We start from the raw sequence: 24,211 nt of genomic DNA on the forward strand, positions 1-24,211 counted from the left end.
ACTGCCACGACAGCCCACTGATGGCCCCGACGGTGGACGCCATCCCGCCCCTGCGCAACGGACGGCGTGGACGCCCCCGCCAGCGCCCCGACAAGCTGCACGCCGACAAGGCCTATGATGCCAGAGCACGGCGTCGGGAGTGCCGGGCACGTGGGATCACACCGCGGATTGCCCGGCGCGGTATCGAGAGAAGTGACAGGCTCGGGCGGCATCGCTGGGTGGTCGAGCGCAGCCACGCCTAGTTCAACCGTGCCCGCCGCTTGCCCGTCCGCTATGAGCGGCGCGCCGACATCTACGAGGCTTTCACGCTCCTGCAAGCCAGCCTCATCACCCTCCGCCAGATCAGGCGGTTCTGTTAGGCGCTCTAAGTCATTGTCTTGTCGCATTTTCTTCGATGAACCGGCATCCACTTCGTCGGAAAATGCTCTAGAATCGCAGGCTCCGACGGCGATGCCGTCGCGGCCGCGCGATCCGCCGGCCGGGGCGGGATCCGATCGATCGTCCCCCCTTGCGGCCTCGCCCTACCCCCGCCCCGCCCGCCGCGCCGACACGGTCGCCAAAGCCGCCAGGTCCTTCTCGCCGTCGCCGTGGGCGAGCGCGTCGAGCAGGCTGTCGCGGAGCACGCTGGCGAGCGGCATCGGCACCCGGACGGCCTCGGCGGCGGCGAGCGCCAGGCGCACGTCCTTGGCGCCGAGCGCCAGCCCGAAGCCCGGCGGCTCGTAGCGGGCGGCCGCGATCGAGGCGCCGTAGTTCTTGTAGACCGGTGCGGAAAAGATCGTGTTCGTCAGAAGGTCGAGGAGGTCGGCCGCCGGCACGCCGTGGGCTTCGCCGAGCGCCGCCGCCTCGCCCATCGCCTCGATTGCCGCGACGATCATCATGTTGCCGGCGAGCTTGACGGCGTTGGCCCGGGCCGGCGCCTCGCCGAAGCGCCAGGTCTTCGCCCCCATCGCGTCGAGAAGCGGCTGCGCTGCGGCGATCGCCGCCTCGGGGCCGGCGGCCAGGATGTTGAGCTTGCCCGCCTCCGCCACGTCCGGCCGGCCGAAGACCGGAGCCGAGATATAAGGCACGCCGGCCCGGCCGTGGACCGCCGCCAGTTCCTCGGCGAGCGCGACCGAGATGGTGCTGGTGCCGAGATGGAGCCCCGGCCGCTCGGCCTGGTCGAGCAGGCCGCCCTCGACGATGACGGCGCGCAGCGCGGCGTCGTCGGCCAGCATCGTCACCGCCGCGTCGCCCCGGAAAGCCTCGGCCGGCGTCGCCACCGGCTCGGCGCCGTGGGCGCGCAGGTCCTCGGCGGCTTGAGCCGAGCGGTTCCACACCCGGACCCGGTGACCGGCCTTGACCAGGTTGAGCGCCATCGGCCGGCCCATCCGGCCGAGCCCGAGAAATCCGACATCCATCGCGATCCGTCTCCCGCGTCGTCGCGCGGGAGATAAGGCGTAATCGCCCGGCGTCAGGGCCTCACAGGCCGAGGAGCGCCGCCTTGTCGACGGACAGTACCTCGGCGATCTCGTCCAACGCCTTGTGCTCCAGCTCGCTGATGCCGCCCTGGTCGGCGACGTCGGCGGCGATGAGGAAGACGTCCTGGCGCTGCTCCAGCGGCCGGTCGGCGATGCCGCCGACGAAGCGCAGGTTCTCCAGCCGCCCGGCCCGGCTCTTGGCCCGGGCGATCGCCTCGTGCAGCTCCTGCTCGAGCTTCAGCACGCCGTAGGACTTGTGCAGGATCGGGTTGTTGCTGAGGTCGGCGAGCGCCGTCTCGATCTCCTGCTCGTCGATCTCCTGGTCGGCCAGGATCACGGCGGCGGCTGCCGAGCAGGCGGCGTGCAGGAAGGCGGTGTCCCCCGCATAGGACATGACGACCCGACCGACCCGGGTGAAGGCATCCTGAAACAGCCCCATGGCACGTCCTTCGGTCAAGGTCCCTCGGCCGGCCGCGGACGGCCCTCCCCACGCCCGTCCGGGCGCCGATCGAGCATGGATGCCCGGGCCCGCGCCCGCCGGCAAGGGCGGCACCGGCCCGCGCGGCGCGGCGGAGTGCCGAGGACGGCGCTTCAGCCTACGAAAAACCGCCGGCGTGCCCCGCCCGACACGCGCGGGGCCCTACCCGGTGACCTCACATGGCGATGACCTGCCGGATCGCCTCGCCGCGGTCGAGCCGGTCGAAACCCTCGTTGATCTGGTCGAGGGTCAGGGTGCCGGTCATCAGCTTGTCCACCGGCAGGCGGCCCTGGCGGTACATCGCGATGTAGCGCGGGATGTCGCGGGCCGGGACGCAGGAGCCCATGTAGCTGCCGCGCACCACCCGCTCCTCGCCGACGAGGCCGACCGGCGGCAGGGTGAAGCTGTGGTTCGGGTTGGCGAGGCCGGCGGTCGCCGTGGTGCCGCCCCGGCGGGTGATCCGGTAGGCGGTGTCGAAGGCCTTGACCGAGCCCGCCATCTCCAGGGCGTAGTCGACACCGCCGTCGGTGGCGTCGCGGATCGCCGCGACCGCATCGGGATCGGAGGCCAGGAACGCGTCGGTGGCGCCGAGCTCGCGGGCGATCCGGAGCTTGTCCTCCGACAGATCGACCGCGACGACCCGGCCGGCGCCGCTGGCCACCGCCCCGATCAGCGCCGAGAGGCCGACGCCGCCGAGGCCCACCACCGCGACGCTCTGGCCCATCTGCACCCGGCAGGTGTTCACCACCGCGCCGACGCCGGTCATCACCGCGCAGCCGAACAGGGCCGCCTCGACGAGGGGGATGTCGGGATCGATCCGCACGATCGAGCGGCGCGAGATCACCGCGTACTCGCCGAAGGCCGAGACGCCGCTGTGGTGGCTCACCTCCACCCCGTCGCAGCGGATGCGCTTGGCACCGGACAGGAGCGTGCCGCGGCCGTTGGCGGCGTTGCCGGGCTCGCACAGGGCCCCGCGTCCCTCGCGGCAGGGCGCGCAGCCGCCGCAGGTCGGCACGAACGACATCACCACGTGGTCGCCGCGTCTGAGGTCGGTCACGCCGGGGCCGAGCTCCTCGACGACCCCCGACGCCTCGTGGCCGAGCGCCACCGGCACCGGCCGGATCCGGTCGCCGTTGATGACCGAGAGGTCGGAATGGCACAGGCCTGCGCCCGCGATCTTGACCAGCACCTCGTCGGGCCCGGGCGGGTCGAGCTCGATGGTCTCGATGGTCAGCGGCCGGGTCTCGGCATAGGGCCGCGCCACGGGGGCGTGGTGCAGCACGGCGGCGCGAACGCGTAGGGGCACGAGTCATCCTCCCGGCGGGGCGCGTCTTGGTGCGGGCCCCGGCGGGATCAGGCTGGCAGCGGCCCTGCCGCCGGTCAACCGGCCGCGACGCATGCCGCCCCGGAGGGAGCCGGCCCGGGGCGGCTCACGCCGCGTCGTGCGCGCCGGCCCGCCAGAACGGGCGACGGGATTCGGCGACGGCCTCCCGGCGGCTCAGGCCGACATCGGCGAGCATCTCGTCGGTCATGCGGGGCAGGTCGCGGGAGAGGGCGCGCCGGGCCGACCAGCGGCGCAGCCAGCCCCGCAGGATCGCCACGCCGGCCAGGCGCGGTTCGTGCACGCGGCTCACGGTCAGCGTCCGCGGAGCGCCGGCGACGCGGTGCATCGGGAACGGGATGACGGTGGCGGCCACGGCGGATCTCATTCTGTCTCGCCCCCATCCCTACCCGGGCGGATCCCCGCCGTATATTGAGTTCTTCCACGCGCTTCGTGCGTAAAGCTCACGGATGGGCCCCATGCGCCAGTTGCCGCCGCTCGCCTCCCTGCGTGCCTTCGAGGCCGCGGCGCGCCTCGGTTCGGTCACCAAGGCGGCCGACGAGCTCGGGCGCACCCACGGGGCGGTGTCGCGCCAGGTGCGGGCGCTGCAGGAGCAGGCCGGCACCGCCCTGTTCGAGAAGGCCGGGACCGGCCTGCGGCTGACGCCGGCCGGCGAGGCCTTTCGCGGCGTGGTGGCGGGCGTGCTCGACGAGCTGGAGCGGGGCTACCAGCGGCTGCGCGATGCCGGGCGCGGGGCGACCGTCCACCTCGCCTGCGGGGCGACCTTCGCGATGCGCTGGCTGGTGCCGCGCCTGTCGGGCTTCTACCGCGAGCGGCCGACCGTGGAGGTCCGGCTCTCGATGACCTCGGCGCGGGCGCCCCGGGACGACGGGGCCGACCTGATGCTGAGCTGGGACCGGCTCGCCCGGCCGATCCGCGACGAGGCGCGGGCGATCCGCCTTGGCGACGTCGCCTTCGGCATCGTCTGCGCCCCGGCCTACCCGGTCCGGGCCGAGGGCGGGCGCCTCTGCGCCGAGACCCGGATCCGGCACGAGCACACGCCGCATTCCTGGCCGGCCTGGGAGGCGGCGACCGGCCGCGAGCTCGCGGCCGCGCGCGACATCGCCTTTCCGCATAACGGCCTGTGCATCGAGGCGGCGCTGTCGGGCCTCGGCGTCGCCCTGGTCGAGCAGATGCTGGTGCGCGACGACCTCGCGGCCGGGCGCCTCGTCGCGCCCGCAGGCTTCCACCGTTTCGCGAACGGCTTCGCGGCCCTTCCGGCGCCCGACCGTCCGCTCTCGCCGGAGGCCGCGGCCTTCCTCGACTGGCTGCGCCGGATGCTGGCCGAGGAGGCGTGAGGCCGGCGCCGCGCCGTCACAGGTTACCGAATCCTTTCACCAGTCTGGCGGTGCGTCCGTCGCAGAGCCGACGATCGCCAGATCTCGGCGGTCGACACAGGCGGCAAGTATGCCGTTGCGTTGCGAGAAAGACACGCAGCAACAAGCCCTGACTGAACATGGCTAATTTTGCATATTTTTTGAGCAGATGCACAACATTCGGTTTTGCCACGTTCCGGCCATACTGCCAGCTTGGCTGCAGTTGGCCCGGCCGTCACCGGCCCCAGATGGACTCCTCACCGTGGCAATGCGCTTCACCCTCAGCAGCCTGACCGTCGCCCTGCTGTCGACCGGCTCCGCCCTGGCCGCCGACCTGGCCGCCCCGGCCCCTGCCCCGGTGGCGGTTGTCGAGCGCTGCAAGGCGACCCTGTCGCTGCCGGCCTATGGCGGCGTGATCAAGCCGAACCCGAACCCGTCCTGCTTCACCCTCGGCGGCTTCGGCGACATCTACGTCGGCGGCGCGATCACCGGCTACGCCTACACTCAGACCAACCCGTTCCCGTTCTCGGCCGCGCCGCTGCCGAGCGACCGGGCGGCCCGGGTCGACTTCACCAACATCCAGGGCTGGATCCAGAAGGCCGACGGCCCGTTCCAGTTCTACGTCCAGGCCGGCGCCTACGCGATCCCGGCGCTCGGCTTCCTGAACTACAGCGCCCTCGACCAGACCGACCTGCTGTTCTCGCCGCTGCCGGTCGCCTTCGGCAAGTACGTCTTCAACGACAACTGGTCGATCCAGGGCGGCCGCATGCCGACCCTGATCGGCACCGAGGCGCCGTTCACCTTCCAGAACCTGAACATCTCGCGCGGCCTCCTGTTCAACCAGGAGAACATCATCAATCACGGCGTGCAGGTGAACTACAGCGACGGGCCGTGGTCGGCCTCGGTCGCCGGCACCGACGGGTTCTTCTCCGGCAACATCAGCTGGCTGACCGGCGCCGTCACCTACAAGCTCGACGACAACAACACCTTCGGCATCAACGGCGGCCTCAACCTCGACCGCACCGACGTGCTGTCGCGCAGCCTGCGCTACTCCTACGCGACCCCGCTGTTCCAGCAGAACAGCGGCATCCTGTCGATCAACTACACGTACTCGAACGGGCCGTGGACGATCACGCCCTACTTCCAGTACACGAACGTCGCGCGCGACTTCAAGATCGGCATCGCCGAGGGCGCCTCGACCTACGGCGGCGCGGTTCTCGCGAGCTACGCCTTCAACGACAACTTCGCGCTCGCCGGCCGCGTCGAGTACATCGCCCAGACCGGCGACCGCTTCGCCGGCGGCACCAGCCTGCTCTACGGCGCGGGCAGCTCGGCCCTGTCATTCACCGTCACCCCGACCTTCACCTTCGACCGCTACTTCGTGCGCGGCGAGTACTCGCGGGTGCAGCTCTACGACATCAGCCGCGGCGACCTCGCCTTCGGCACGCTCGGCACCGGCTTCGGCCGCACCGGCAACCGCACCTCGCAGGACCGCTACATGATCGAGGGCGGCATCACCTTCTGATTGCCGGCTGACGTCGGGCCCGACTCGTCCGCGCCCGCCCGGGACCTCCCGGGCGGGCGCTCTCGCGTTCGGGAGTTGCGCCGGGCGCGCGGACCGCTACAGACCGGGCATCTCCCGCGGAGCCGCCCGATGAGCGTCCTGCCCGACACCCCGACCCTGGTCGCCTACCTCGCCGCCTGCCTGGTGCTGTTCGTCACCCCCGGGCCCGACATGAGCCTGACGCTCGCCCGCACCATCGGCTCGGGGCGCCGGGCCGGCATCGTGACGGTCCTGGGCACGAGCCTCGGCACCCTGATCCACACGCTCGCCGCGGTGCTGGGCATCTCGGCGCTGATCGCCGCCTCGGCCACCGCCTTCACGGTGCTGAAGGTGGTCGGCGCGCTTTACCTCGCCTGGCTCGCCATCGACGCGCTGCGCCACGGCTCGGCGCTCACCGTGCGGGCCGAGACGGTGCGGGGCGGCCTGTGGCGGACCTTCTGCCTCGGGCTCGGGGTGAATCTCACCAACCCCAAGGTGGTGCTGTTCTTCCTGACCTTCCTGCCGCAATTCGTGCGCGCCGATTCGCCGAACCCGACCGGCCAGCTCGCCTTCCTGGGCCTCGCCTTCGTCGGCCTGGCCCTGCCGCTCGGAATCCTGATGGTGCTCGGCGCCGCCCGGGTCACCGGGGCGCTCCAGGCCCGGCCGCGGCTGATGCGGGGGATCGACTGGCTGTTCGCCGGACTGTTCGGGACCTTCGCGGCCCGCATCCTCCTGACGGTGCGCTGACCGCTCACGCGGAGGAGGCGACGAGGCGCAGATGCGTCGGCACCGGGCGGCCGGAGGCCCGGCAGACGCGGTCGCGGCCGGCCGCCTTGGCCTCGTAGAGCGCCGCGTCCGCCGCCCGGTACAGGTCGGCCGGCGTGTCGGCGCACGCGGACGGGGCGAGGCCGACGCTCACCGTCACCGCCCCGGCCGGGATGCCCGCCTGCTCGACCGCGAGCGTCGCCACCCCGGCGCGCAGGCGCTCCGCGACCCGGGCCGCTCCCTCCTCGTCGGTGTCCGGCAGGAGGAGGGCGAATTCCTCGCCGCCGATCCGGCAGACGAGGTCGTGCGGCCGGTGGATGGCCGCCGACAGGCAGCGCGCCAGCCCGCGCAGGACCTCGTCGCCGACGGCGTGGCCGTGGCGGTCGTTGATCCGCTTGAAGTGGTCGGCGTCGACGATCAGCATCGACAGCGGCCGGCCGGAGCGGGCGGCCTCCCGCCAGGCCGCGTCGAGGGCCCCGTCGAAGCGGCGGCGGTTCGGTAGCCCGGTCAGGCCGTCGGTGAGGGAGAGGCGGGCGAGCTCGGCCTCGACGGCGCCGCGGCGGCGCAGCTCGCGGCCGCACAGCAGGGCGAGCAGCAGCGCGACACAGAAGAGGGCGAGCAGCGTGCCGCCGATGACCAGGGCCTTGGCGCGCCAGCCGGCCTCGATCTCCTGGGTGCTGACCCCGAGGGCGAGCAGAAGCGGCAGGTTGCCGACCGGCTTGAAGGTGAAGAGCCGGTGTACGCGGTCGCGCGCGGCCCAGTCGGCGAAGCTGCCGGTGCGCTCGCGCAGGGCGCGCTGGAAGTTCGGCATCGCCGAGAGGTCGCTGCCGACGTCCCGCACGTCGTAGGGGAAGCGCACGATGCGGATGCCGTCCTCGCGCACCAGGTTGATGCTGCTGTCGCGGCCGAGGTCGAGCTTCTCGAGGATCTGCGTGAAGTGGGACAGCTTCAGCGTCGCGACCGCGACGCCGCCGAACGAGCCGTCCGGCTTCGCGATGCGCCGGCTGAACGCCACCGTGTAGGCCCCGGACAGCCGCGACAGGTAGGGCTTGCTGACGTAGAGCCCGGCATCCGGATCGCGCCGGTGGACCTGGAAGTAGTCGCGGTCCTCGAAGGTGCCGCCGGCCCCCGAGGGGTAGCGCGAGTTCAGGATCCCGGTGCCGTGCTCGTCGAACAGCACCAGGATGCCGAAGCCGTCGGCGGTCACGACGCGGTCGAACAGCACCAGCCGCCGCAAGTCCTCCGGCGCCCCGGCGACGGCGGGGTTCTCGACCTTGGCGATGAGGCCCTGCAGCGCCAGGTCGGTGATCTCGATGTTGCGGGCGATGTCGCGCTCGACCACCTCCAAAAGGCTGCGGGACGTCTCCTCGGCCCGCTGCCACATGTCCCGCCGCATCTCGTAGAGCATGAAGCCGGACACGACGAGCATCCCGAGGGGCGCCAGCAGGCCGAGCACGATGCTGACCCGGACGGCCTGCGGGCCGGCGAGGAGGCGGCGCGGCAGCGACATGGATGACGGTCTCTCGGATGGGCGTCCTGCGAGATGCGACCTCGCACCCGCAACCCTAAACAGGACTTTCACGCCCGTCACGGGCGCCCAGCTTCTTCCGATTGGTTGCATGGACCGCGAGCGTCTTTCGCGCACACGGTTACCATTTCGACAAGAGCGACCGAACGATCGGCGCGATCGGGGGTCAGCGCCGCGGGGCGGCCCACATCGTGAGGGCCCCGCGCCCGGCGAAGCGCCCGGCGGCGAGCCAGTAGACGAGGCCGGCCACCCCGCCGGCGCAGAACAGGATCGCCGTCACCCGCCCCTCCCCGGCCCCGGCGGGTCCGGCCCCGCCCCGCATCAGCCAGGGCAGGAGCGCGGTGAGGAGGCCGGTGGCGCCGCCGTACCAGGCGAGCGAGCGGAACCGCAGCACCTCGCCGACGACGGCGTTGAGCGCGGGGGGCACCGCGACGAGGAGCAGGATCGCCCGGCCGAGGTTGAGCGCCCCCTCGATCATGCCGGGATCGGGGGCGTAGCCCTCGGCGAGGTCGGAGAGCACCGCCTCGAGCCCCGACAGACCGAGGGTGCCGAGGAGGTCGCGCAGGACAGGGTCGAGCACGACGCCGATCCCGAGGGCGAGGCCGCCGCAGGCGCTCGCCATCAGGAGCGCGGTCGCGACCGCGAGGAGGCGCCCGAGGGACATGCCTTGGGCCCGCTCAGTCGTCGTCGTGGGCGCCGGCATAGACGCCCTCGGCGCCGATGCCCTCTTCCAGCATCATCCGGGCGCGGGCGCGCAGCTTCTCGGTCTCGCTCTTGAGCTGGCCGCAGGCCGCCAGGATGTCGCGGCCCCGCGGCGTGCGCACCGGCGAGGCGTAGCCGGCGTTGAACACGATCTCGGAGAAGCGCTCGATCCGCTCCCAGTCCGAGCACTCGTACTTCGAGCCGGGCCAGGGGTTGAACGGGATCAGGTTGATCTTGGCCGGGATGCCCTTGAGCAGCCGCACCAGCTCGCGCGCATCGCCGTCGGAATCGTTGACGCCCTTCAGCATCACGTACTCGAAGGTGATGCGGCGGGCATTCGACACGCCCGGATAGTCGCGGCAAGCCTGGAGCAGCTCGCGGATCGGGTACTTGCGGTTGAGCGGCACCAGCTCGTTTCGCAGGTCGTCGCGCACGGCGTGGAGTGAGATCGCCAGCATGGCGTTGGCCTCGATGCCGAGGCGCTCGAATTGCGGCACCACGCCGGAGGTCGAGACGGTGATGCGCCGGCGCGAGAGGCCTAAGCCCTCGTGGTCGCTCATCACGCCGACCGCGTCGATGACGTTGTCGACGTTGTAGAGCGGCTCGCCCATGCCCATGAAGACGATGTTCGAGACGAAGCGCGAGCCGTCGACCGGCACGAAGGCGCCCTTCGGCGGCGTCTTGCCCGGCCAGTCGCCGAGGCGGTCGCGGGCGACGACGAGCTGCGAGACGATCTCCTGGCACGACAGGTTGCGCACCAAGCGCTGCGTGCCGGTGTGGCAGAACGAGCAGGTCAGCGTGCAGCCGACCTGCGACGAGACGCAGAGCGTGCCGCGGTCGTTGGCCGGGATGTAGACGCACTCGATCTCGGCGCCGCGGTTGTGGTCGTGCTTGCCGGTCGGCGGCATGCGGATCAGCCACTTGCGGGTGCCGTCGCGCGACACCTGCTCGCTCACCACCTCGGGCCGGTCGAGGGTGTGGATGCCGGCGAGCTGGCCTTTCAGCACCTTGCTGACGTTGGTCATCTCGTCGAACGACGCCGCGCCCCGCACGTTGATCCAGTGCCAGAGCTGGCCGGCGCGCATGCGCTGCTCGCGCTCGGGCACGCCGATGGCGGCGAGCCGGCCCTTCAGCGCCTCGCGGGTGAGGCCGACCAGCGAGGTCGGGCCGGTGGCCTCCAGCGCCTCGGGGCGGATCTCGGGGGTCTTCTCGATCGCGGGAGCCGGACCGGGATGGGCCTCGGTGGGACCAGCGCCATTCCCGCGCCGGGCGGAGTCGAACGACGCCGTCGCCATGATACTTCTGACCTTCGGATGAAACGGATTGAACCGGGCATATAAGGGCAATCGGGCGGAAACGCGATTCCCCTGGGCAATCACGCCGCCCGCCCCTCGCCGAGCCGGGCGATCTCCCAGGGCGGCGCGATCTCCTCCCGGGTGGCGCAGAGGCCGGCCCGCGCCATGGCGCGCCCCGCCTCCGGCGCCGCCGTGAGGACGCAGAACGGTACCGCCAGGAGGCTGCCCAGCGTCAGCGGCAGGCTCCAGACGAGCAGCGCCGGCGAGACGAGGGCGAGCGCACCGCAGACGAGGAGCCCGAACAGCGTGACGCCCGGCAGGGCGGCCAATCCCTCGCCCCAGCGCAGGCCCCGCGCGTCCCGGTCCTGGGCGCCCCAGGTCCCGGCCCGGCCGAGCGCCAGCCCGATCATCGCGCCGGTGAGCCGCACCGACGAGGCGCCGAGCAGCAGGAACGAGGCCGCGACCTCGGCCAGCATCCCGGCGAGGAAGCGGCCGCCGCCATGGGCCGCCCGGGCCTCCCGGTCGGCCAGCAGGGCGGCATAGCCGGCGAGCTTGGGGGCGAGCGAGAGCAGGAGCCAGACGAGGTAGAGCGCGGCCGCGCCCGCCGCCGGGCCGTCGTGGGTCGCGGCGCGCCACGGCAGGAGCAGGAGCGCCAGGGTCAGGGCCGGCGGGTTGAGGAACATCAGCACCGCCCAGACGAGCTGGAACCGGCTCATCGGCAGGAGGCCCGGCATCGGCGGCAGGCGCAGGTACTGCAGGTTGCCCCGGCACCAGCGGGCGTCGCGGGCGAGGTGGTCGAGGAGCGTCGGCGGGTTGTCCTCGAAGCTGCCCTCCTCGATCGGCAGCACCCGGACCTCGTAGCCGGCCCGCCGCATCAGCACCGCCTCGACCTGGTCGTGCGACAGCACCGCGCCGCCGCCGCGCAAGGCGGGCAGCCGGCAATGCGCCGCGAAGGGGGCGATGCGCACCACCGCGTTGTGGCCCCAGAACGGGCCGCATTCCGCCCCCCACCAGGCGGCGCCGAGCGTGTAGGGCAGCATGCCGTGGCGCATGCCGAACTGGAACAGCCGCGCGAAGGCGCTGGCGGCCGGCGCGCCGACCGCGAGGCTCTGGAGGATGCCGAGGCGCGGATGGGCCTGCATGATCCGCACGAGGCGCAGGATCGCCGGGCCGGTCATCAGGCTGTCGGCGTCGAGCGGCAGCATCAGGTCGGCGTCGCTGCGGGCGCAGAACTCCTGCAGGTTGCCGGCCTTGTAGCCCGCGTTCTCCGAGCGGCGCCGGTAGCGGATGCGGGCGGCCTCCGCCTCGGGCAGGCCGGCGCGCCAGGCCGCGACCCAGTCCTCCTCCGCTTGCGCCACCTCGGGCCGGTCGCTGTCGCTCAGCACGTGGTAGCGGAACGCCGCCCCCTCCCCGGTACGCACCAGGCTCTCGCGCACCAGGGCGAGGCGCGACAGCGCCCGGGCCGGGTCCTCGTTGCGCAGGGTCATCACCACGGCGGTCGTCAGGTGGAGCGGCGTCTCCGCTTCACCGGCCGCGGCATGGGGCGCGGCGGCGAGGAGACCGGCCCGGCCGGCCCGCAGCAAGAGGAAGCCGATCGCGGCGTTCCAGACGCCGAGCACCGTCCAGGGCAGGGTGGCGATCCCGCAGGCCAGCAACGCGAGGTCGAGCCCGTCGAACCCGTCCTGGGCCAGCACCGCGGCCAGCGCGGCCGCGAAGGCGAGGCCGGTGACGAGGGTCAACCCGAGCACCGCGAGACGGCGGCGACGCAGGGTGATGCAGGCTTGCAGGCCCGTCGGCGTCGTGAGAGGAGCGCGGGCGGAACTCTCCGCGCGGGCGATCACCGAGGAGTCGGTTTGCGGCATCGTCAGGCATCCGAGGGCGGCACGGCTGAGACCGTGCGGGCGCTCTGGTATAGCGCGGCCGGGCAAGCGGAGCTGCGACACGAGCGCCTGCCCGCGCCCGATCCCGACGAGGTGCGCGTGCGCACCCTGTGGACGGCGCTCAGCCGCGGCACCGAGCGGCTGGTCTTCGAGGGCCGCGTGCCCGACGCGGTGGCCGGGCGGATGCGTGCCCCGGCGCAAGGCGGCGAGTTCCCGTTTCCGGTCAAGTACGGCTATTGCGCGGTCGGCGAGCTGCAGGAGGGCGGGCACGTCTTCGCGCTCCAGCCGCACCAGGAGGGGTTCGTCGCTCCCCGGGCGACGCTCTGCCCGCTGCCCCCGGATCTGCCGCCGCGCCGCGCGGTGCTCGCCGCCAACATGGAGACGGCGCTGAACGCCGCGTGGGATTCGGGCGCCGGACCGGGCGACCGGATCGCGGTGGTCGGCGGCGGCATGGTCGGGCTCCTCGTCGCCCATCTCTGCGCCGGCCTGCCGGGGGCTGAGGTCGAGCTGATCGACCGCGATCCCGCCCGCGAGGCGACGGCCCGGGCGCTGGGTCTCGCCTTCGCCCTGCCCGGGGCGGCCCGGCCGGAAGCCGACCTCGTGGTCCATGCCAGCGCCAGCGCGGCCGGCCTCGACCTCGCCCTCTCGCTCGCCGGCGACGAGGCGGCCGTGATCGAGCTGAGCTGGTACGGCTCCGAGCCGGTCGCGGCCCCTCTCGGCCTCGCCTTCCACGCCCGGCGCCTGCGCCTCGTCGGCAGCCAGGTCGGGGCGGTGGCGGCCTCGCGCCGCCCGCGCTGGAGCCACCGGCGGCGCCTGCTCAAGGCCCTCGACCTGCTGCGCGACGAACGCCTCGACGCCCTCATCACCGAGGAGGTCGCCTTCGCCGATCTGCCCGCCGCCCTCCCCCGCCTGCTCAAGCCCGGCGCGCCGGGCCTGTGCACGGTGATCCGCTACCCGTGATCCGCTCCTGAGGAAACAGCCCATGTACGCCGTCGAGGTCCGCGACCACGTGATGATCGCCCACAGCTTCCGGGGCGAATTGTTCGGGCCGGCGCAAGCCCTGCACGGGGCGACCTTCGTGGTCGACGTGGCGTTCTTCCGCGAGAGCCTGACCCCGGACGGGGTAGTGGTCGATATCGGCCGGGCGAGCGAGGCGCTGAAGACAGTGCTGGCGCCGCTCAACTACCGCAACCTCGACGAGATGCCGGAATTCGCCGGGGAGAACACCACCACCGAGTTCCTGAGCGGGCACATCCACCGGGCGATGGCCGCCGCCGCCCGGGCCGGCGACCTCGGCCCCGGCGGCGAGGGGGTGAGCCGCATCCGCGTGACCCTGCACGAATCCCACCTCGCGCGGGCCTGGTTCGAGGCGCCGCTCGGCTGATGCGCCTCGTCCTCGCCGTCCCGGGCGACCTCGCGGCCCCGACCGGGGGCTACGCCTATGCGCGCCGGATCCTCCGGCACCTGCCGGCCCTCGGCGTCGCGGCCGAGCCGTTGCGGCTGCCGGACGGCTTCCCGGATCCGGACGCCGACGACCTCGCCCGCACGCGGGCCGCGCTGGCGGGGGTGCCGGCTGAGGCCGCGCTCCTCGTCGATGGGCTCGCCTACGGCGCGCTGCCGCCGGACCTGATCCGCGCCGTCGGGCGGCCGATGGCGGCGCTGGTCCACCACCCCCTCGGCTACGAGACCGGGCTGTCGTCCGAGCGCGCCGCCGCCCTGGTGGCGGGCGAGCGGGCGGCGCTGGCGCTGGCGAGCCGCGTCGTCGCGACGAGCCACTACACCGCCCGGCTGCTCACCGCCGAGTTCGGCGTGGCGCCAGGGCGGATCACCGTGGCGGAGCCCGGCACAGCTCCGGCCGCCCGGGTGCCGCCGCGCACCGGCGCGTCCGTCCGGTTGCTCGCCGTCGGAACCGTGAGCCCGCGCAAGGGCTACGACGTCCTGGTGCGGGCGCTCGCGACGCTCGCCGACCTCGACTGGTCGCTCACCGTCGCGGGCAGCCTCGACCGGGTGCCGGAGAGCGCCGCGGCCCTGCACGCGCAGATCGCCGCGGCGGGCCTCGCCGGACGTATCACGCTCGCCGGCGCGGTGGCGCCGGAGACCCTCGACGCCCTCCATGCCGGGGCCGACCTCGCGGTCTCGGCCTCGCTGTTCGAGGGCTACGGCATGGCGTTGACGGAGGCGCTGGCCCGGGGCCTGCCCCTCGTCGCCACCACCGGGGGGGCCGCCGCCGAGACGGTGCCGGCGGGTGCCGGCCGCGCGGTGCCGCCCGGCGACGCCTCCGCCCTCGCGGCGGCGCTGCGCGACCTCATCGCCGATCCCGCGCGCCGGGCCGAGGCCGCTGCCGCGTCCTGGGCTGCCGGGCAGCGCCTGCCGGACTGGCCCGACACCGCGGCGGCCATCGCCGCAGCCCTGAGGACATCATGAGCGGCTTCAGCCCCGACTGGCTCGCCCTGCGCGAGCCCGCCGACCACGCCGCCCGCGATCCGGGCCTCGTCGCCGCGCTCGCCCGGGTGCTCCCGGGGCCGGTGCGGGCAGTCGATCTCGGCTGCGGCAGCGGCTCGAACCTGCGGGCGCTGGCGCCGCATCTCGGCCCGGACCAGGACTGGGTGCTGGTCGACCACGATCCGGCCCTGCTCATCGCTGCCCGGTCCCGACTCGCGGCCTGGGCCGAGCGGGCGGAGGCGGCCGGCGACGGGCTGGTCCTGCACCGCGGCGGTGCCCGGATCGCCGTGCGGTTCAACGCCCTCGACCTTGCGGCCGGTCCGGAAGCGGCCCTTTCGGAGGCGCCGCACCTCGTCACCGCGGCGGCGTTGTTCGACCTCGTGTCGGAGGCCTGGATCGCCGCCCTGGCGCGGGCGGTCGCGGCGGCGGGCGCCGTCTTCTACACCGCGCTCACCTATGACGGGGCCGAGGAGTGGACGCCGCCCCACCCGGCCGACGCCGCGATCCACGCCGCCTTCCTCGCCCACCAGGGCGGCGACAAGGGCTTCGGGTCCTCGCTCGGCCCGGCCGCGACCGCGGCCCTGGCCCGGGCCTTCCAGGCCCACGGCTACGCGGTCGAGACCGCGAACAGCCCCTGGCGCCTCGGGCCGGGCGAGGCCGCCCTGCTGCACCAGCTCGCCGAGGGCACCGCCCGGGCGGCGGCGGAAACCGGGCGGGTCGCCCTGGGGGAGGCCGAGGCGTGGCGCGAGGTTCGGCAGACGCCCGGGACCGGGGCGGTGATCGGGCATCGGGACCTGCTGGCAGTGCCGCCATCGGCCTGACGGGCCGTCGGAGTGGATCGAGCAGCGAGACCCTCCGTGGTGCCGTGCCGGTCCCGGCTGTGCGGTCCGGGAATGATCGGACGGGTGTGAACCCCTCACGAGACGAGCCGAGCGCGGGCTTCCCCCCCCCCCTCTCCTCGCGGGCGGGGAGAGGGGGAAACCCGCGCCTCTTTGTTCCCCCCGATCGTCCTACCCGGACGGGAGAGGGGAGACACCCGTTGTCATTATCCGAATAGAGCACACCGACATCGCGTCACAGCGGCAGCACCCCGTCGCTCTTCACCTCCTCCATCACCGCGTAGGTCCGGGTGTTGTTGACGCCGGGCAGCGACAAGAGCCCCTCGCCGAGGAAGCGGCGATAGGCCGGCATGTCGGCGACCCGGGCCTTGACCAGGTAGTCGAACCCGCCGCCGACCATGTGGCATTCCAGGACCTCCGGCGCACGGCGCACCGCGGCGGCGAAGCGCGCGAAGGCGTCGGGCGTGGTCTTGTCGAGGGAGACCTCGACGAAGACGAGCAGGCTCAGGCCGAGGCGCTGCGGGTCGAGCCGCGCGCCGAAACCCGTGATCACCCCGTCCTTCTGCAGCCGGCGCAGCCGCTCGCCGGTGGCGGTGGGCGACAGCCCGACCCGCTCGGCGAGCTCGACGTTCGGGATGCGCCCCTCGCGCTGGAGGATCTTGAGGATCTGCCGATCGACCCGGTCGAGCCCGTCCGTCATGTTCTCTGTCAAAGCCCGGTTTCGCCGCCGATCCTGCGGCAAACCGGCGATAAGCGCCATCGAAGCGCGGCGGAAGGGCGAATACGCTGGGAATCGCTCAGCCGCCCCGCCCGGACACGCCCGATGCCCGCTCCCCTCCCCGTCTTCCACGCCCCCTACGCCGCAGACGACGCCGCCCTCGCCCGGCTCTTCCTCGAGCGGGGAACCCTAGCGCCCGAGCGCGAGGCCCGGGTCGATCGGCTCGCCCGCGACCTCGTCGAGGCGATCCGGCAGGAGGGCGGATCGCTGGGCGGCGTCGAGGCGATGCTGCGCGAATACTCGCTCTCGACCAAGGAGGGGCTGGCCCTGATGGTGCTGGCCGAGGCCCTGTTGCGGGTGCCCGACGCCGCCACCGCCGACCGGCTGATCGAGGACAAGCTGCGCTTCGGCGGGTTCGAGCAGCACGCCACCCGCTCGGACGCCCTGCTGGTGCGCTCCTCGGCCTGGGCGCTCGGCCTCTCGGCCCGGATCATCCAGCCCGGCGACACCCCGGAGGGGATCTTGGCCGGCGTCGCCAAGCGCCTGGGGCTTCCGGCCGTGCGCCAGGCCGCCCGCCAAGCGATGCGGGTGATGGGCGGGCATTTCGTCCTCGGCGAGACGATCGAGGCGGCGCTCAAGCGCTCGGCGAGCGGACAGGGCCGGCTCTACCGCTACTCCTTCGACATGCTGGGCGAGGGCGCCCGCACCGCCGAGGACGCCCGGGCCTACAGGGAATCCTACGCCGCCGCCATCGAGGCGATCGGCCAGGCCGCCGGCAACAGGCCGCTGCCCGACCGTCCGGGCATCTCGGTCAAGCTCTCGGCGCTGCATCCGCGCTACGAGGCGGTCGGCCGCGAGCGGGTGATGGCAGAATTGGTGCCGGTGCTCCTCGACCTCGCGAAGGCCGCGAAGAGTTACGACCTCAACTTCACGGTCGATGCCGAGGAGGCCGACCGGCTGGAGCTCTCCCTCGACGTCATCGCGGCGGTGCTCGGCGACCCCGCGCTCGCCGGCTGGGAGGGGTTCGGCCTCGCGATCCAGGCCTACCAGAAGCGCTGCCTCCAGGTGATCGACCACGTCGCCGACCTTGCCGCCCGCCTCGACCGGCGCCTGATGGTGCGGCTCGTGAAGGGCGCCTACTGGGATACGGAAGTGAAGCGGGCGCAGGAGCGGGGCCTGCCCGACTACCCCGTCTTCACCCGCAAGAGCATGACGGACCTGAGCTACCTGGCGGCGGCCGAGCGGATGCTGGCCCATCGCCCGCGGCTCTTCCCGCAATTCGCCACCCACAACGCGCTGACCGTCGCGGCGATCGTCGAGCGGGCGGGGCCCGAGGCCGGCACCTACGAGTTCCAGCGGCTGCACGGCATGGGCGAGGCGCTCTACGCCCGGCTGCTCGCCAGCGTGCCGGGGGCGGCCTGCCGCACCTATGCGCCGGTCGGCGGGCACCGCGACCTGCTGGCCTACCTGGTGCGCCGCCTGCTCGAGAACGGCGCCAATTCCTCCTTCGTCTCGCAGGCCGCCGATCCGGCGGTCCCGGTCGCGACCCTGCTGCGCCGCCCCGCCGAGAGCGTCGGCAATCCCGACCGGGCCCGGCACGCCAGGTTGCGCCGCCCGGCCGAGATGTTTTCCCCCGAGCGGACCAACTCCGCGGGCGTCGAGTTCGGCGACCGGGCGGCGCTGGAGCGCCTGACGGATGCGATCGCCGGCGCGCGCGGGCCCGCCGAGGCCGCCCCGGTGATCGACGGCGCGACGCAACCCGGCACGGCACGCGACGTGGTGAGCCCGAGCGACGCCCGCACGGTCGTCGGCCGCGTCGTCGAGGCCTCGCCCGAGACCGCGGCCGCCGCGATGCAGGCCGCCCGCAAGGGCGCGGCCGCCTGGGGCAGGGTTCCGGCCGAGCGGCGCGCCGCGGCCCTGGAGCGGGCCGCCGACGCGATGGAGGCCGCGACCGGCCGGCTGATCCACCTGCTCCAGGCCGAGGCCGGCAAGACCCTCGACGACGCGGTGGCGGAGCTGCGTGAGGCGGTCGATTTCTGCCGCTACTACGCCGCGCAGGGGCGCACGCTCTTTGCCACGCCGACGAATCTGCCGGGCCCGACCGGCGAGAGCAACCGGCTGTCCCTGCGCAGCCGGGGGGTGTTCGTGGCGATCTCGCCGTGGAACTTCCCGCTCGCGATCTTCGTCGGCCAGGTCGCCGCGGCGCTGATGGCCGGCAACGCGGTGGTGGCGAAGCCCGCCGAGCAGACGCCGCTGGTGGCGGCCGAAGCCGTGCGCCTGCTGCATCGCGCCGGCATCGCCCCGACCGCCCTCCACCTCGTGCCGGGCGACGGCGCGGTCGGGGCGGCGCTCGTGGCGCATCGGGATGTGGCCGGCGTGGTCTTCACCGGCTCGACCGAGGTCGCGCGCCACATCAACCGGGCGCTCGCCGCCAAGGACGGGCCGATCGTGCCGCTGATCGCCGAGACCGGCGGCATCAACGCGATGCTGGTCGATGCGACCGCGCTGCCCGAGCAGGTCGCCGACGACGTGGTGATGTCCGCCTTCCGCTCCGCCGGCCAGCGCTGCTCGGCTTTGCGCCTGCTGCTGGTGCAGGAGGACGTGGCCGACAAGGTGATCGGCATGGTGGCGGGCGCCGCGCGCGAATTGCGCCTCGGCGATCCGCGCGACCCGGCGACCCATGTCGGTCCGGTGATCGACGCCGAGGCCCGCACCCGCCTCGACCGCCACGGCGCCGCGCTGCGCCGCACCGCAAAGGTGCATTACGCCGGCGAGGTGCCGGGCGAAGGCCACTTCGTGGCGCCTCAGATCTACGAGATCCCAGGCCCCGAGGCGCTGACCGAGGAGGTGTTCGGGCCGATCCTGCACGTCGCCCGCTACAAGGCCGCCGATCTCGACCGGGTGCTCGATGCGATCGATTCCACCGGCTACGGCCTGACGCTGGGCGTGCATTCCCGCATCGACGCCACGGTGGAGCGGGTGGTCGATCGGCTCTCCACCGGCAACGTCTACGTCAACCGCAACATGATCGGCGCGGTGGTCGGCGTGCAGCCCTTCGGCGGCCACGGCCTGTCGGGCACCGGCCCGAAGGCCGGCGGGCCGCACTACCTCACCCGCTTCGCCACCGAGCAGACCGTGACGATCAACACCGCGGCGGCCGGCGGCGACGCGGCGCTGATCGCCATGGAGGGGTAGGGGCGGCTCAGCCGTAGCGCCGCGCCGCCTCGACCGTCAGCCCGAGGCCGACCGAGCCGAAGGTGTCGCCCTCGACCACCCGGGCTCCCGGCGCCGCCGCCAGGATCGCTTCGCGGACCGGGGCGAGGCGGGTCGAGCCGCCGGTGAGGAACAGGGCGTCGATCGCCGACGCCTCCACCCCGGCATCGCGCAGGCAGCGGGTGATGCAGGCGCCGATGCGCCGGGCGAGGTCGGCGGAGTGGCGCGCGAGGTCGGGGCGGCCGATCTCGGCGACGAGGCCGGGCTCGACCCAGCCGAGGGGCAGCACGACCTCGTCGATCTCCGACAGGGCGATCTTGGCGTCCTCGATCTCCATCGCCAGGGTGTGTCCGCGCTCGGCCTCGATCACCGCGGCGAGGCGGTCGATCAGGTCCGGCCGGGCGACGTCGCGGCGGAGCGAGCGCAGCTCGCGCAGGGTCTTGCCGTCGTAGAGCCGGTTGATCTGCGACCAGGTGGCGAGGTCGTGGAAGTAGGACGAGGGCACGTCGAGGCCCGGCCGCTGCATCGGGCTGCCGAGGCCCAGCAGCGGCATCACCTCGCCGACGCTGAGGGTGCGGTCGAAGTCGGTGCCGCCGATCCGCACGCCGTCATTGGCCAGGATGTCGTCGGCCCGCTCCACCGCCCGGTGCCGCTCGGGGCCGAGCCGCACCACCGAGAAGTCCGAGGTGCCGCCGCCGATATCGGCGATGAGTGCCACCTCCTCCCGGTCGAGGCCGCGCTCGTAGTCGAGCGCCGCGGCGATCGGCTCGTACTGGAACGACACCTCGGTGAAGCCGACCTCCCGGGCGATGCCGGCCAGCGCGTCCTCGGCCCGGCGGTCGCCCTCCGGGTCGCCGTCGACGAAGTGGACCGGCCGGCCGTGGACCACCTTGGTCAGGGTCTCGCCGGCCTGCACCTCCGCCCGCGCCTTCACGGCGGCGAGGTAGCGGGCGATCACCGCCCGGAACGACAGCCGGCGCCGCCCGACCAGGGTCGTCTCGTCGAGGAGCGAGGAGCCGAGCACCGACTTGAGGCTACGCATCAGCCGCCCGGGCGTCCCCTCGACATAGGCGGTCATCGCCGCCCGCCCGATCGCCTCCTCGCCGCCGGGCGGGAAGAAGATCGCGCTCGGGATCGTGACCGCCTCGCCCTCCAGCCGCGCGAGCGCGATGTCGCCCCCGGCGGGCGTGACGAGGCCGAGCGTGGTGTTCGAGGTGCCGAAATCGAGGCCGCAGGCCTTCATGCCGAATCTCTGACGGTGCCGGGAGGGAGGGCGCGCGACCTAGCGGGTTCCGCCCGCCCGGTCCAGCCCGGGGGGTGTCGGCCCGTCCTGTCGCAGCGGAACAATGCGTCGGCTCGGCGGTTCTTCAGACCTGAGCAGTCGACGAACTGCACGAACCGAGGAGCTTCCCATGAGCAGCACCACCGACAAGATCAAGGGTCTCGCCAACGAGGCGGTCGGCAACGTGAAGCAGGGCATCGGTAACATGACCGGCAACGAGAAGTTGCAGGCCGAGGGCAAGGCCCAGGAGCTGAAGGGCGAGGCCCAGAAGACCACCGGCGACGTCAAGGACGGCATCAAGAATGCCGCCGACACGGTGAAGAGCAAGCTCTGATCCGCGCGAGGGCCGGCTTCGCGCCGGCCCGACTGCAGCGGACGTTCGGGCCGGTCCCTCGCAGCTCAGGCGGGAGGCCGGCCTTTTCGTTTTTCGCGTCCGCCGAACCCTTGCTCGAACTTGATGGAGACCGTGATGAACAGGGACCAGATCGAGGGCGGCCTGCGCCACCTCAAGGGCCGCGGCCAGACCGCGTACGGCGCCGTCGCCGGCCGTGCCCGGCCGCAGGCGGAAGGCGCTTTCAACCAGGTGGTCGGCGGGGCCCAGTACGCCTACGGCCGCGGCCGTCGCGTCGCCGAGGAGCTGACGCATGACGGAGCCGCGCTCGCCGGCGAGATCGAGAAGCGCGGGCGCGACGCCTACGCGCGCGGCATCTCGGCCTACGGCGAGGCCCGCCATCGCGGCCGCTCCGCCCTGCGCCGGGCCGAGTCGCACCCGACCGAGACGGTGCTGGCGGTGGCCGGCCTCGCCTTCGTCGCCGGCTGGCTGCTGAAGGGACGGCGCTGAGCCCCTGACCGGGGCCGAAGGCGCTCTCGGCCGGCGTGCCGTCGCTGCAACGCAGCGGTGCTTCGGTTGCAGCGCGGAGGGCGAGGGCCGGTTCGGCCTCGCCTCACGGGTGCATATGCTCTAGCTTGGCGATAATCCCGCGCCAGCCGAACGACCCAATGACCCAGAGCACGCCCCCCGGTCCGCCCACGATCGCCGCGGCCGACGCCGCCCAGGACGGGGCCCCGAGGGGCGCCGCCCCCGCCCTGCCGCCATCGGTGCAGGAGCATCTCGGCGAGCGCCTGCGCGCGCACTACGCCGCCGTCGAGGTGGAGGCGGCACCGGCCGCCTTCGCCGACCTGCTCGGGCGCCTGGAACTGGCGCTCGCCGCGCTCGGTGCACCGAAGAAGGACGGCTTTCGCGACGACCTGCTCGCGGCGACCCCGTCCCTGCGCCGCTTCGCCCTGACGCTCACCGCCAACCCGGCCCGGGCCGACGACCTCGTCCAGGACACGATGCTGAAGGCCTGGCAGAACCGCGACCGGTTCGAGGCCGGGACGAACCTCAGCGCATGGCTGTTCACGATCATGCGCAACGCCTTCTACTCCGAGCACCGCAAGCGCTCGCGCGAGGTCGAGGACAGCGAGGGCGCCTATTCGGCCCGCCTGACCTCCGCTCCCAACCAGGGCGACCGCCTCGACGTGCAGGACCTCCAGGCCGCTCTCAACAAGCTGGTGGCCGAGCAGCGCGAGGCCCTGATGCTGGTCGCGGTGGGCGACCTCTCCTACGAGGACGCGGCCGCGCTGATGCAGTGCAAGGTCGGCACGGTGAAGAGCCGGGTCTGCCGCGCCCGCGACAAGCTCGCCGAGCTCCTCGGCTATTCCGGTGGCGAACTCGGCGCGGACCGGCTCACCCGCTCGGTGATGGGGCATGCCGGCACCGTCTCGCTCGACGGTTGAGACCGACGGCCCGCCGGGACGGCCTACGGGGTCCGGTTCCGGCGCGTCCGCCGCGCCGGCACGCACCGGGCTCGCCGGAGGCCGGCAGGCACGCCCGATGTCGCCCTCTCGTCGGCGCTTGAGAACCCGGGATCCCGGATCTCCAGACTTCGGGTCTGCCGCGGAGCCTGATCCGCTGCTCCGGGCGCAAGACCCGCCCGGCTTCGGCGAGAGAACGCGCGTCGCCGCTTCGGGCTGACCTAGAGACGCGTCCTGCGCTAGGCTTCCGGCGAGGGGGCCCGACGCGGGAAGTCGTTTCGTGGCTCGAGTCGAGAACATCGACCACGCCGTTCGCGTCCGGTCTGCGGAGACCAGCGAAACGCCGAGACACTAATCGTTACGCCGGCGTCGTCCCTGAAATCGTTTGCTTCGCTCAAGTATGCATTGTTTTATTTTTCAAATATACGAACTATCTCTACCATGATTTGAATATCATCGCAGCAACCGCTGTCGGCTGCGCGCGGAAAAGTTCGTTCCAATCACCGGCCAGATAGTGCGGAGGAGTATATGATACGAAAATTATCGAAAGCTCGGCTGAACGAGATAGGCCGGAATCGGCTTTGAAACGTTCGAAATACGACAGACAAGGAACAACATCACAGTTAGACTAATTCCACCTCGCCTCAGCCGCGGGGATGCGCGAAGCGCGAGAAAGGGGCGGCGGAGCCCGCCTCCGGCAATCCATCGTGCTGCGGCCGTACCGCGAGGCGGATGCCTGATTTCCGGAGACGACAACGGTGAATGCGCCGGACGATTCACGAGCCCTCGCAGCCGGCCTCTTCGAAGGCAATCTCCTGCTCGAAGCCCTCGAGACCCGGGATCGCGCCCTGCTGGCGCCGTATCTCGAGCGCGGCCATCGCACCCGCGGCGCCGTGCTGTTTCGTGCCGGCGAGGACGTGTCGCACGTCACCTTCCCGCTGAACCAGACCACCGTGACGCTGGTCTCGCGCATGAACGACGGGCGGATGGTCGAGACCGCGACGGTGGGGCACGAGGGCGCGGTCGGCGGTATCGTCAGCCAGGGCTACCTGCCGGCCTTCAGCGAGGCGGTGGTGCAGGTCGCCGGCGATGTGCTGCGTCTCGACGCCGAGAGGCTGACCCGGGCCCGGGCCTCGTCCCCGACCCTGCGCGACCTGTTCGTGCGCTACTCCGACTGCCTGCTTGCCCAGGTGCTGCAATCGGTGGCGTGCAACGCCGTCCACCCGATCGAGGAGCGCTGCCTGCGCTGGCTCCTGACCTTCCAGGACCGGCTGGGAACGCCGGTCCTGCCGGTGACCCAGGAGATGCTGGCCGAGATGCTCGGCGTGCGCCGCACCTACCTCACCGGGGTGATCGGGGCGCTGCAGCGCCGCGGGCTGATCTCGGTGCGCCGCGGCCAGATCACCATCCTGGACCGGGCCCAGGCCGAGCGGTCGGCCTGCGAGTGCTACGGCCGGGTGCGTCACCACTTCCGCACCGTCCTCGGCGCGGTCTATGCCGAGAGCGGCGCCATCGTTGCGGTCGATCCGACGGCCGTGCAGGACAAGGCGCCGGAGAGGTAGACGGAGAGGGAAG

Annotated in this window: 22 protein-coding genes and 1 pseudogene; 13 read left to right on the plus strand and 10 right to left on the minus strand. The window is 72.9% G+C overall.

The features are described 5' to 3' along the window. A pseudogene (locus V3T34_RS05090) lies at positions 1 to 359 on the plus strand (transposase); the annotation flags it as partial. A gap of 162 nt (positions 360 to 521) precedes the next feature. On the opposite strand, the gene V3T34_RS05095 reads toward V3T34_RS05090, so the two are convergent. From V3T34_RS05095 to V3T34_RS05110, 4 genes are all read right to left on the minus strand, one after another. Continuing rightward, entirely contained in the window at positions 522 to 1,397 is an 876-nt protein-coding gene (locus V3T34_RS05095) for an NAD(P)-dependent oxidoreductase (RefSeq protein ID WP_091888470.1), read from the minus strand. A 61-nt stretch (positions 1,398 to 1,458) separates the two neighbouring features. After that, positions 1,459 to 1,896, minus strand: a complete 438-nt coding sequence (locus V3T34_RS05100; RefSeq protein WP_060848154.1) for a tellurite resistance TerB family protein — start codon at positions 1,894 to 1,896, stop codon at positions 1,459 to 1,461. Positions 1,897 to 2,110: 214 nt separating this feature from the next. Then, positions 2,111 to 3,241: a zinc-dependent alcohol dehydrogenase family protein gene (locus V3T34_RS05105; protein ID WP_091888468.1), complete on the minus strand. Its 1,131-nt coding sequence runs from the start codon at positions 3,239 to 3,241 to the stop codon at positions 2,111 to 2,113. A gap of 124 nt (positions 3,242 to 3,365) precedes the next feature. Beyond that, the gene (locus tag V3T34_RS05110) at positions 3,366 to 3,632 is read right to left on the minus strand and encodes a DUF1127 domain-containing protein (protein WP_244533337.1); all 267 of its coding nucleotides are present in this window, start codon (positions 3,630 to 3,632) and stop codon (positions 3,366 to 3,368) included. Positions 3,633 to 3,735: 103 nt separating this feature from the next. On the opposite strand from V3T34_RS05110, the gene V3T34_RS05115 reads away from it, so the two are divergent. The 3 genes from V3T34_RS05115 (at position 3,736) to V3T34_RS05125 (ending at position 6,922) form a co-directional block, all read left to right on the plus strand. Beyond that, a complete protein-coding gene (locus V3T34_RS05115; RefSeq protein ID WP_091888466.1) occupies positions 3,736 to 4,614 on the plus strand; it encodes a LysR substrate-binding domain-containing protein in 879 nt (292 codons plus the stop codon). Between the two features lie 280 nt (positions 4,615 to 4,894). Beyond that, positions 4,895 to 6,157, plus strand: coding sequence for a porin (locus tag V3T34_RS05120; RefSeq protein ID WP_082742599.1), 1,263 nt, complete (start codon positions 4,895 to 4,897; stop codon positions 6,155 to 6,157). Positions 6,158 to 6,286: 129 nt separating this feature from the next. Further along, positions 6,287 to 6,922, plus strand: a complete 636-nt coding sequence (locus V3T34_RS05125) for a LysE family translocator (protein ID WP_060848158.1) — start codon at positions 6,287 to 6,289, stop codon at positions 6,920 to 6,922. A gap of 4 nt (positions 6,923 to 6,926) precedes the next feature. Here the strand turns inward: V3T34_RS05125 and V3T34_RS05130 are convergent, their stop codons facing one another. The 4 genes from V3T34_RS05130 to mdoH form a co-directional block, all read right to left on the minus strand. Further along, positions 6,927 to 8,450, minus strand: a complete 1,524-nt coding sequence (locus V3T34_RS05130) for a sensor domain-containing diguanylate cyclase (protein WP_305077522.1) — start codon at positions 8,448 to 8,450, stop codon at positions 6,927 to 6,929. 184 nt (positions 8,451 to 8,634) lie between these two features. Further along, entirely contained in the window at positions 8,635 to 9,132 is a 498-nt protein-coding gene (locus V3T34_RS05135) for a hypothetical protein (RefSeq protein WP_305077524.1), read from the minus strand. A 13-nt stretch (positions 9,133 to 9,145) separates the two neighbouring features. Then, positions 9,146 to 10,465, minus strand: a complete 1,320-nt coding sequence (gene rlmN / locus V3T34_RS05140) for a dual-specificity RNA methyltransferase RlmN (protein ID WP_060848161.1) — start codon at positions 10,463 to 10,465, stop codon at positions 9,146 to 9,148. A gap of 80 nt (positions 10,466 to 10,545) precedes the next feature. After that, a complete protein-coding gene (gene mdoH / locus V3T34_RS05145) occupies positions 10,546 to 12,327 on the minus strand; it encodes a glucans biosynthesis glucosyltransferase MdoH (RefSeq protein WP_305077525.1) in 1,782 nt (593 codons plus the stop codon). Here mdoH and V3T34_RS05150 point away from each other — a divergent pair. From V3T34_RS05150 to V3T34_RS05165, 4 genes are read left to right on the plus strand one after another with little or no spacing between them, the layout of a single operon-like run. Beyond that, positions 12,319 to 13,305, plus strand: a complete 987-nt coding sequence (locus tag V3T34_RS05150; protein ID WP_407942676.1) for a zinc-dependent alcohol dehydrogenase — start codon at positions 12,319 to 12,321, stop codon at positions 13,303 to 13,305. The two genes, mdoH and V3T34_RS05150, sit on opposite strands and share 9 nt — an antisense overlap. 22 nt (positions 13,306 to 13,327) lie before the next feature. Continuing rightward, positions 13,328 to 13,729 (plus strand): 6-pyruvoyl trahydropterin synthase family protein, encoded by a 402-nt coding sequence (locus tag V3T34_RS05155; RefSeq protein ID WP_305077526.1) that lies wholly within the window; start codon positions 13,328 to 13,330, stop codon positions 13,727 to 13,729. Next, positions 13,729 to 14,769: a glycosyltransferase family 4 protein gene (locus V3T34_RS05160; RefSeq protein WP_305077527.1), complete on the plus strand. Its 1,041-nt coding sequence runs from the start codon at positions 13,729 to 13,731 to the stop codon at positions 14,767 to 14,769. The genes V3T34_RS05155 and V3T34_RS05160 overlap by 1 nt, the downstream gene beginning before the upstream one ends. After that, positions 14,766 to 15,608, plus strand: a complete 843-nt coding sequence (locus V3T34_RS05165) for a class I SAM-dependent methyltransferase (protein WP_305077528.1) — start codon at positions 14,766 to 14,768, stop codon at positions 15,606 to 15,608. Before V3T34_RS05160 ends, V3T34_RS05165 begins: the two co-directional genes overlap by 4 nt. Before the next feature lie 253 nt (positions 15,609 to 15,861). Here V3T34_RS05165 and V3T34_RS05170 read toward each other — a convergent pair whose 3' ends face one another. Beyond that, on the minus strand, positions 15,862 to 16,326 hold the full coding sequence (locus V3T34_RS05170) for an Lrp/AsnC ligand binding domain-containing protein (RefSeq protein WP_060848166.1): 465 nt from the start codon (positions 16,324 to 16,326) through the stop codon (positions 15,862 to 15,864). A gap of 123 nt (positions 16,327 to 16,449) precedes the next feature. Here V3T34_RS05170 and putA point away from each other — a divergent pair, with 123 nt between their 5' ends. Continuing rightward, entirely contained in the window at positions 16,450 to 19,539 is a 3,090-nt protein-coding gene (gene putA, locus V3T34_RS05175; protein ID WP_305077529.1) for a bifunctional proline dehydrogenase/L-glutamate gamma-semialdehyde dehydrogenase PutA, read from the plus strand. A gap of 7 nt (positions 19,540 to 19,546) precedes the next feature. On the opposite strand, the gene V3T34_RS05180 is transcribed toward putA, so the two are convergent. After that, positions 19,547 to 20,800, minus strand: coding sequence for an Hsp70 family protein (locus V3T34_RS05180; RefSeq protein WP_305077530.1), 1,254 nt, complete (start codon positions 20,798 to 20,800; stop codon positions 19,547 to 19,549). A 169-nt stretch (positions 20,801 to 20,969) separates the two neighbouring features. Here V3T34_RS05180 and V3T34_RS05185 point away from each other — a divergent pair, with 169 nt between their 5' ends. From V3T34_RS05185 to V3T34_RS05200, 4 genes are all read left to right on the plus strand, one after another. Next, positions 20,970 to 21,173 carry a CsbD family protein gene (locus V3T34_RS05185; protein WP_048431213.1) on the plus strand — a complete coding sequence of 68 codons (204 nt, stop codon included), beginning with the start codon at positions 20,970 to 20,972 and terminating at the stop codon, positions 21,171 to 21,173. Positions 21,174 to 21,308: 135 nt separating this feature from the next. Beyond that, positions 21,309 to 21,680: a CsbD family protein gene (locus V3T34_RS05190; RefSeq protein WP_091888484.1), complete on the plus strand. Its 372-nt coding sequence runs from the start codon at positions 21,309 to 21,311 to the stop codon at positions 21,678 to 21,680. A 158-nt stretch (positions 21,681 to 21,838) separates the two neighbouring features. Then, a complete protein-coding gene (locus V3T34_RS05195; protein ID WP_091888444.1) occupies positions 21,839 to 22,618 on the plus strand; it encodes a NepR family anti-sigma factor in 780 nt (259 codons plus the stop codon). Positions 22,619 to 23,394: 776 nt separating this feature from the next. Continuing rightward, complete coding sequence (locus tag V3T34_RS05200; RefSeq protein ID WP_060848170.1) at positions 23,395 to 24,198, plus strand: Crp/Fnr family transcriptional regulator; 804 nt, start codon at positions 23,395 to 23,397, stop codon at positions 24,196 to 24,198. Positions 24,199 to 24,211 lie beyond the last annotated feature (13 nt).

Source organism: Methylobacterium ajmalii (assembly GCF_036448855.1).
Lineage (GTDB): Bacteria > Pseudomonadota > Alphaproteobacteria > Rhizobiales > Beijerinckiaceae > Methylobacterium > Methylobacterium ajmalii.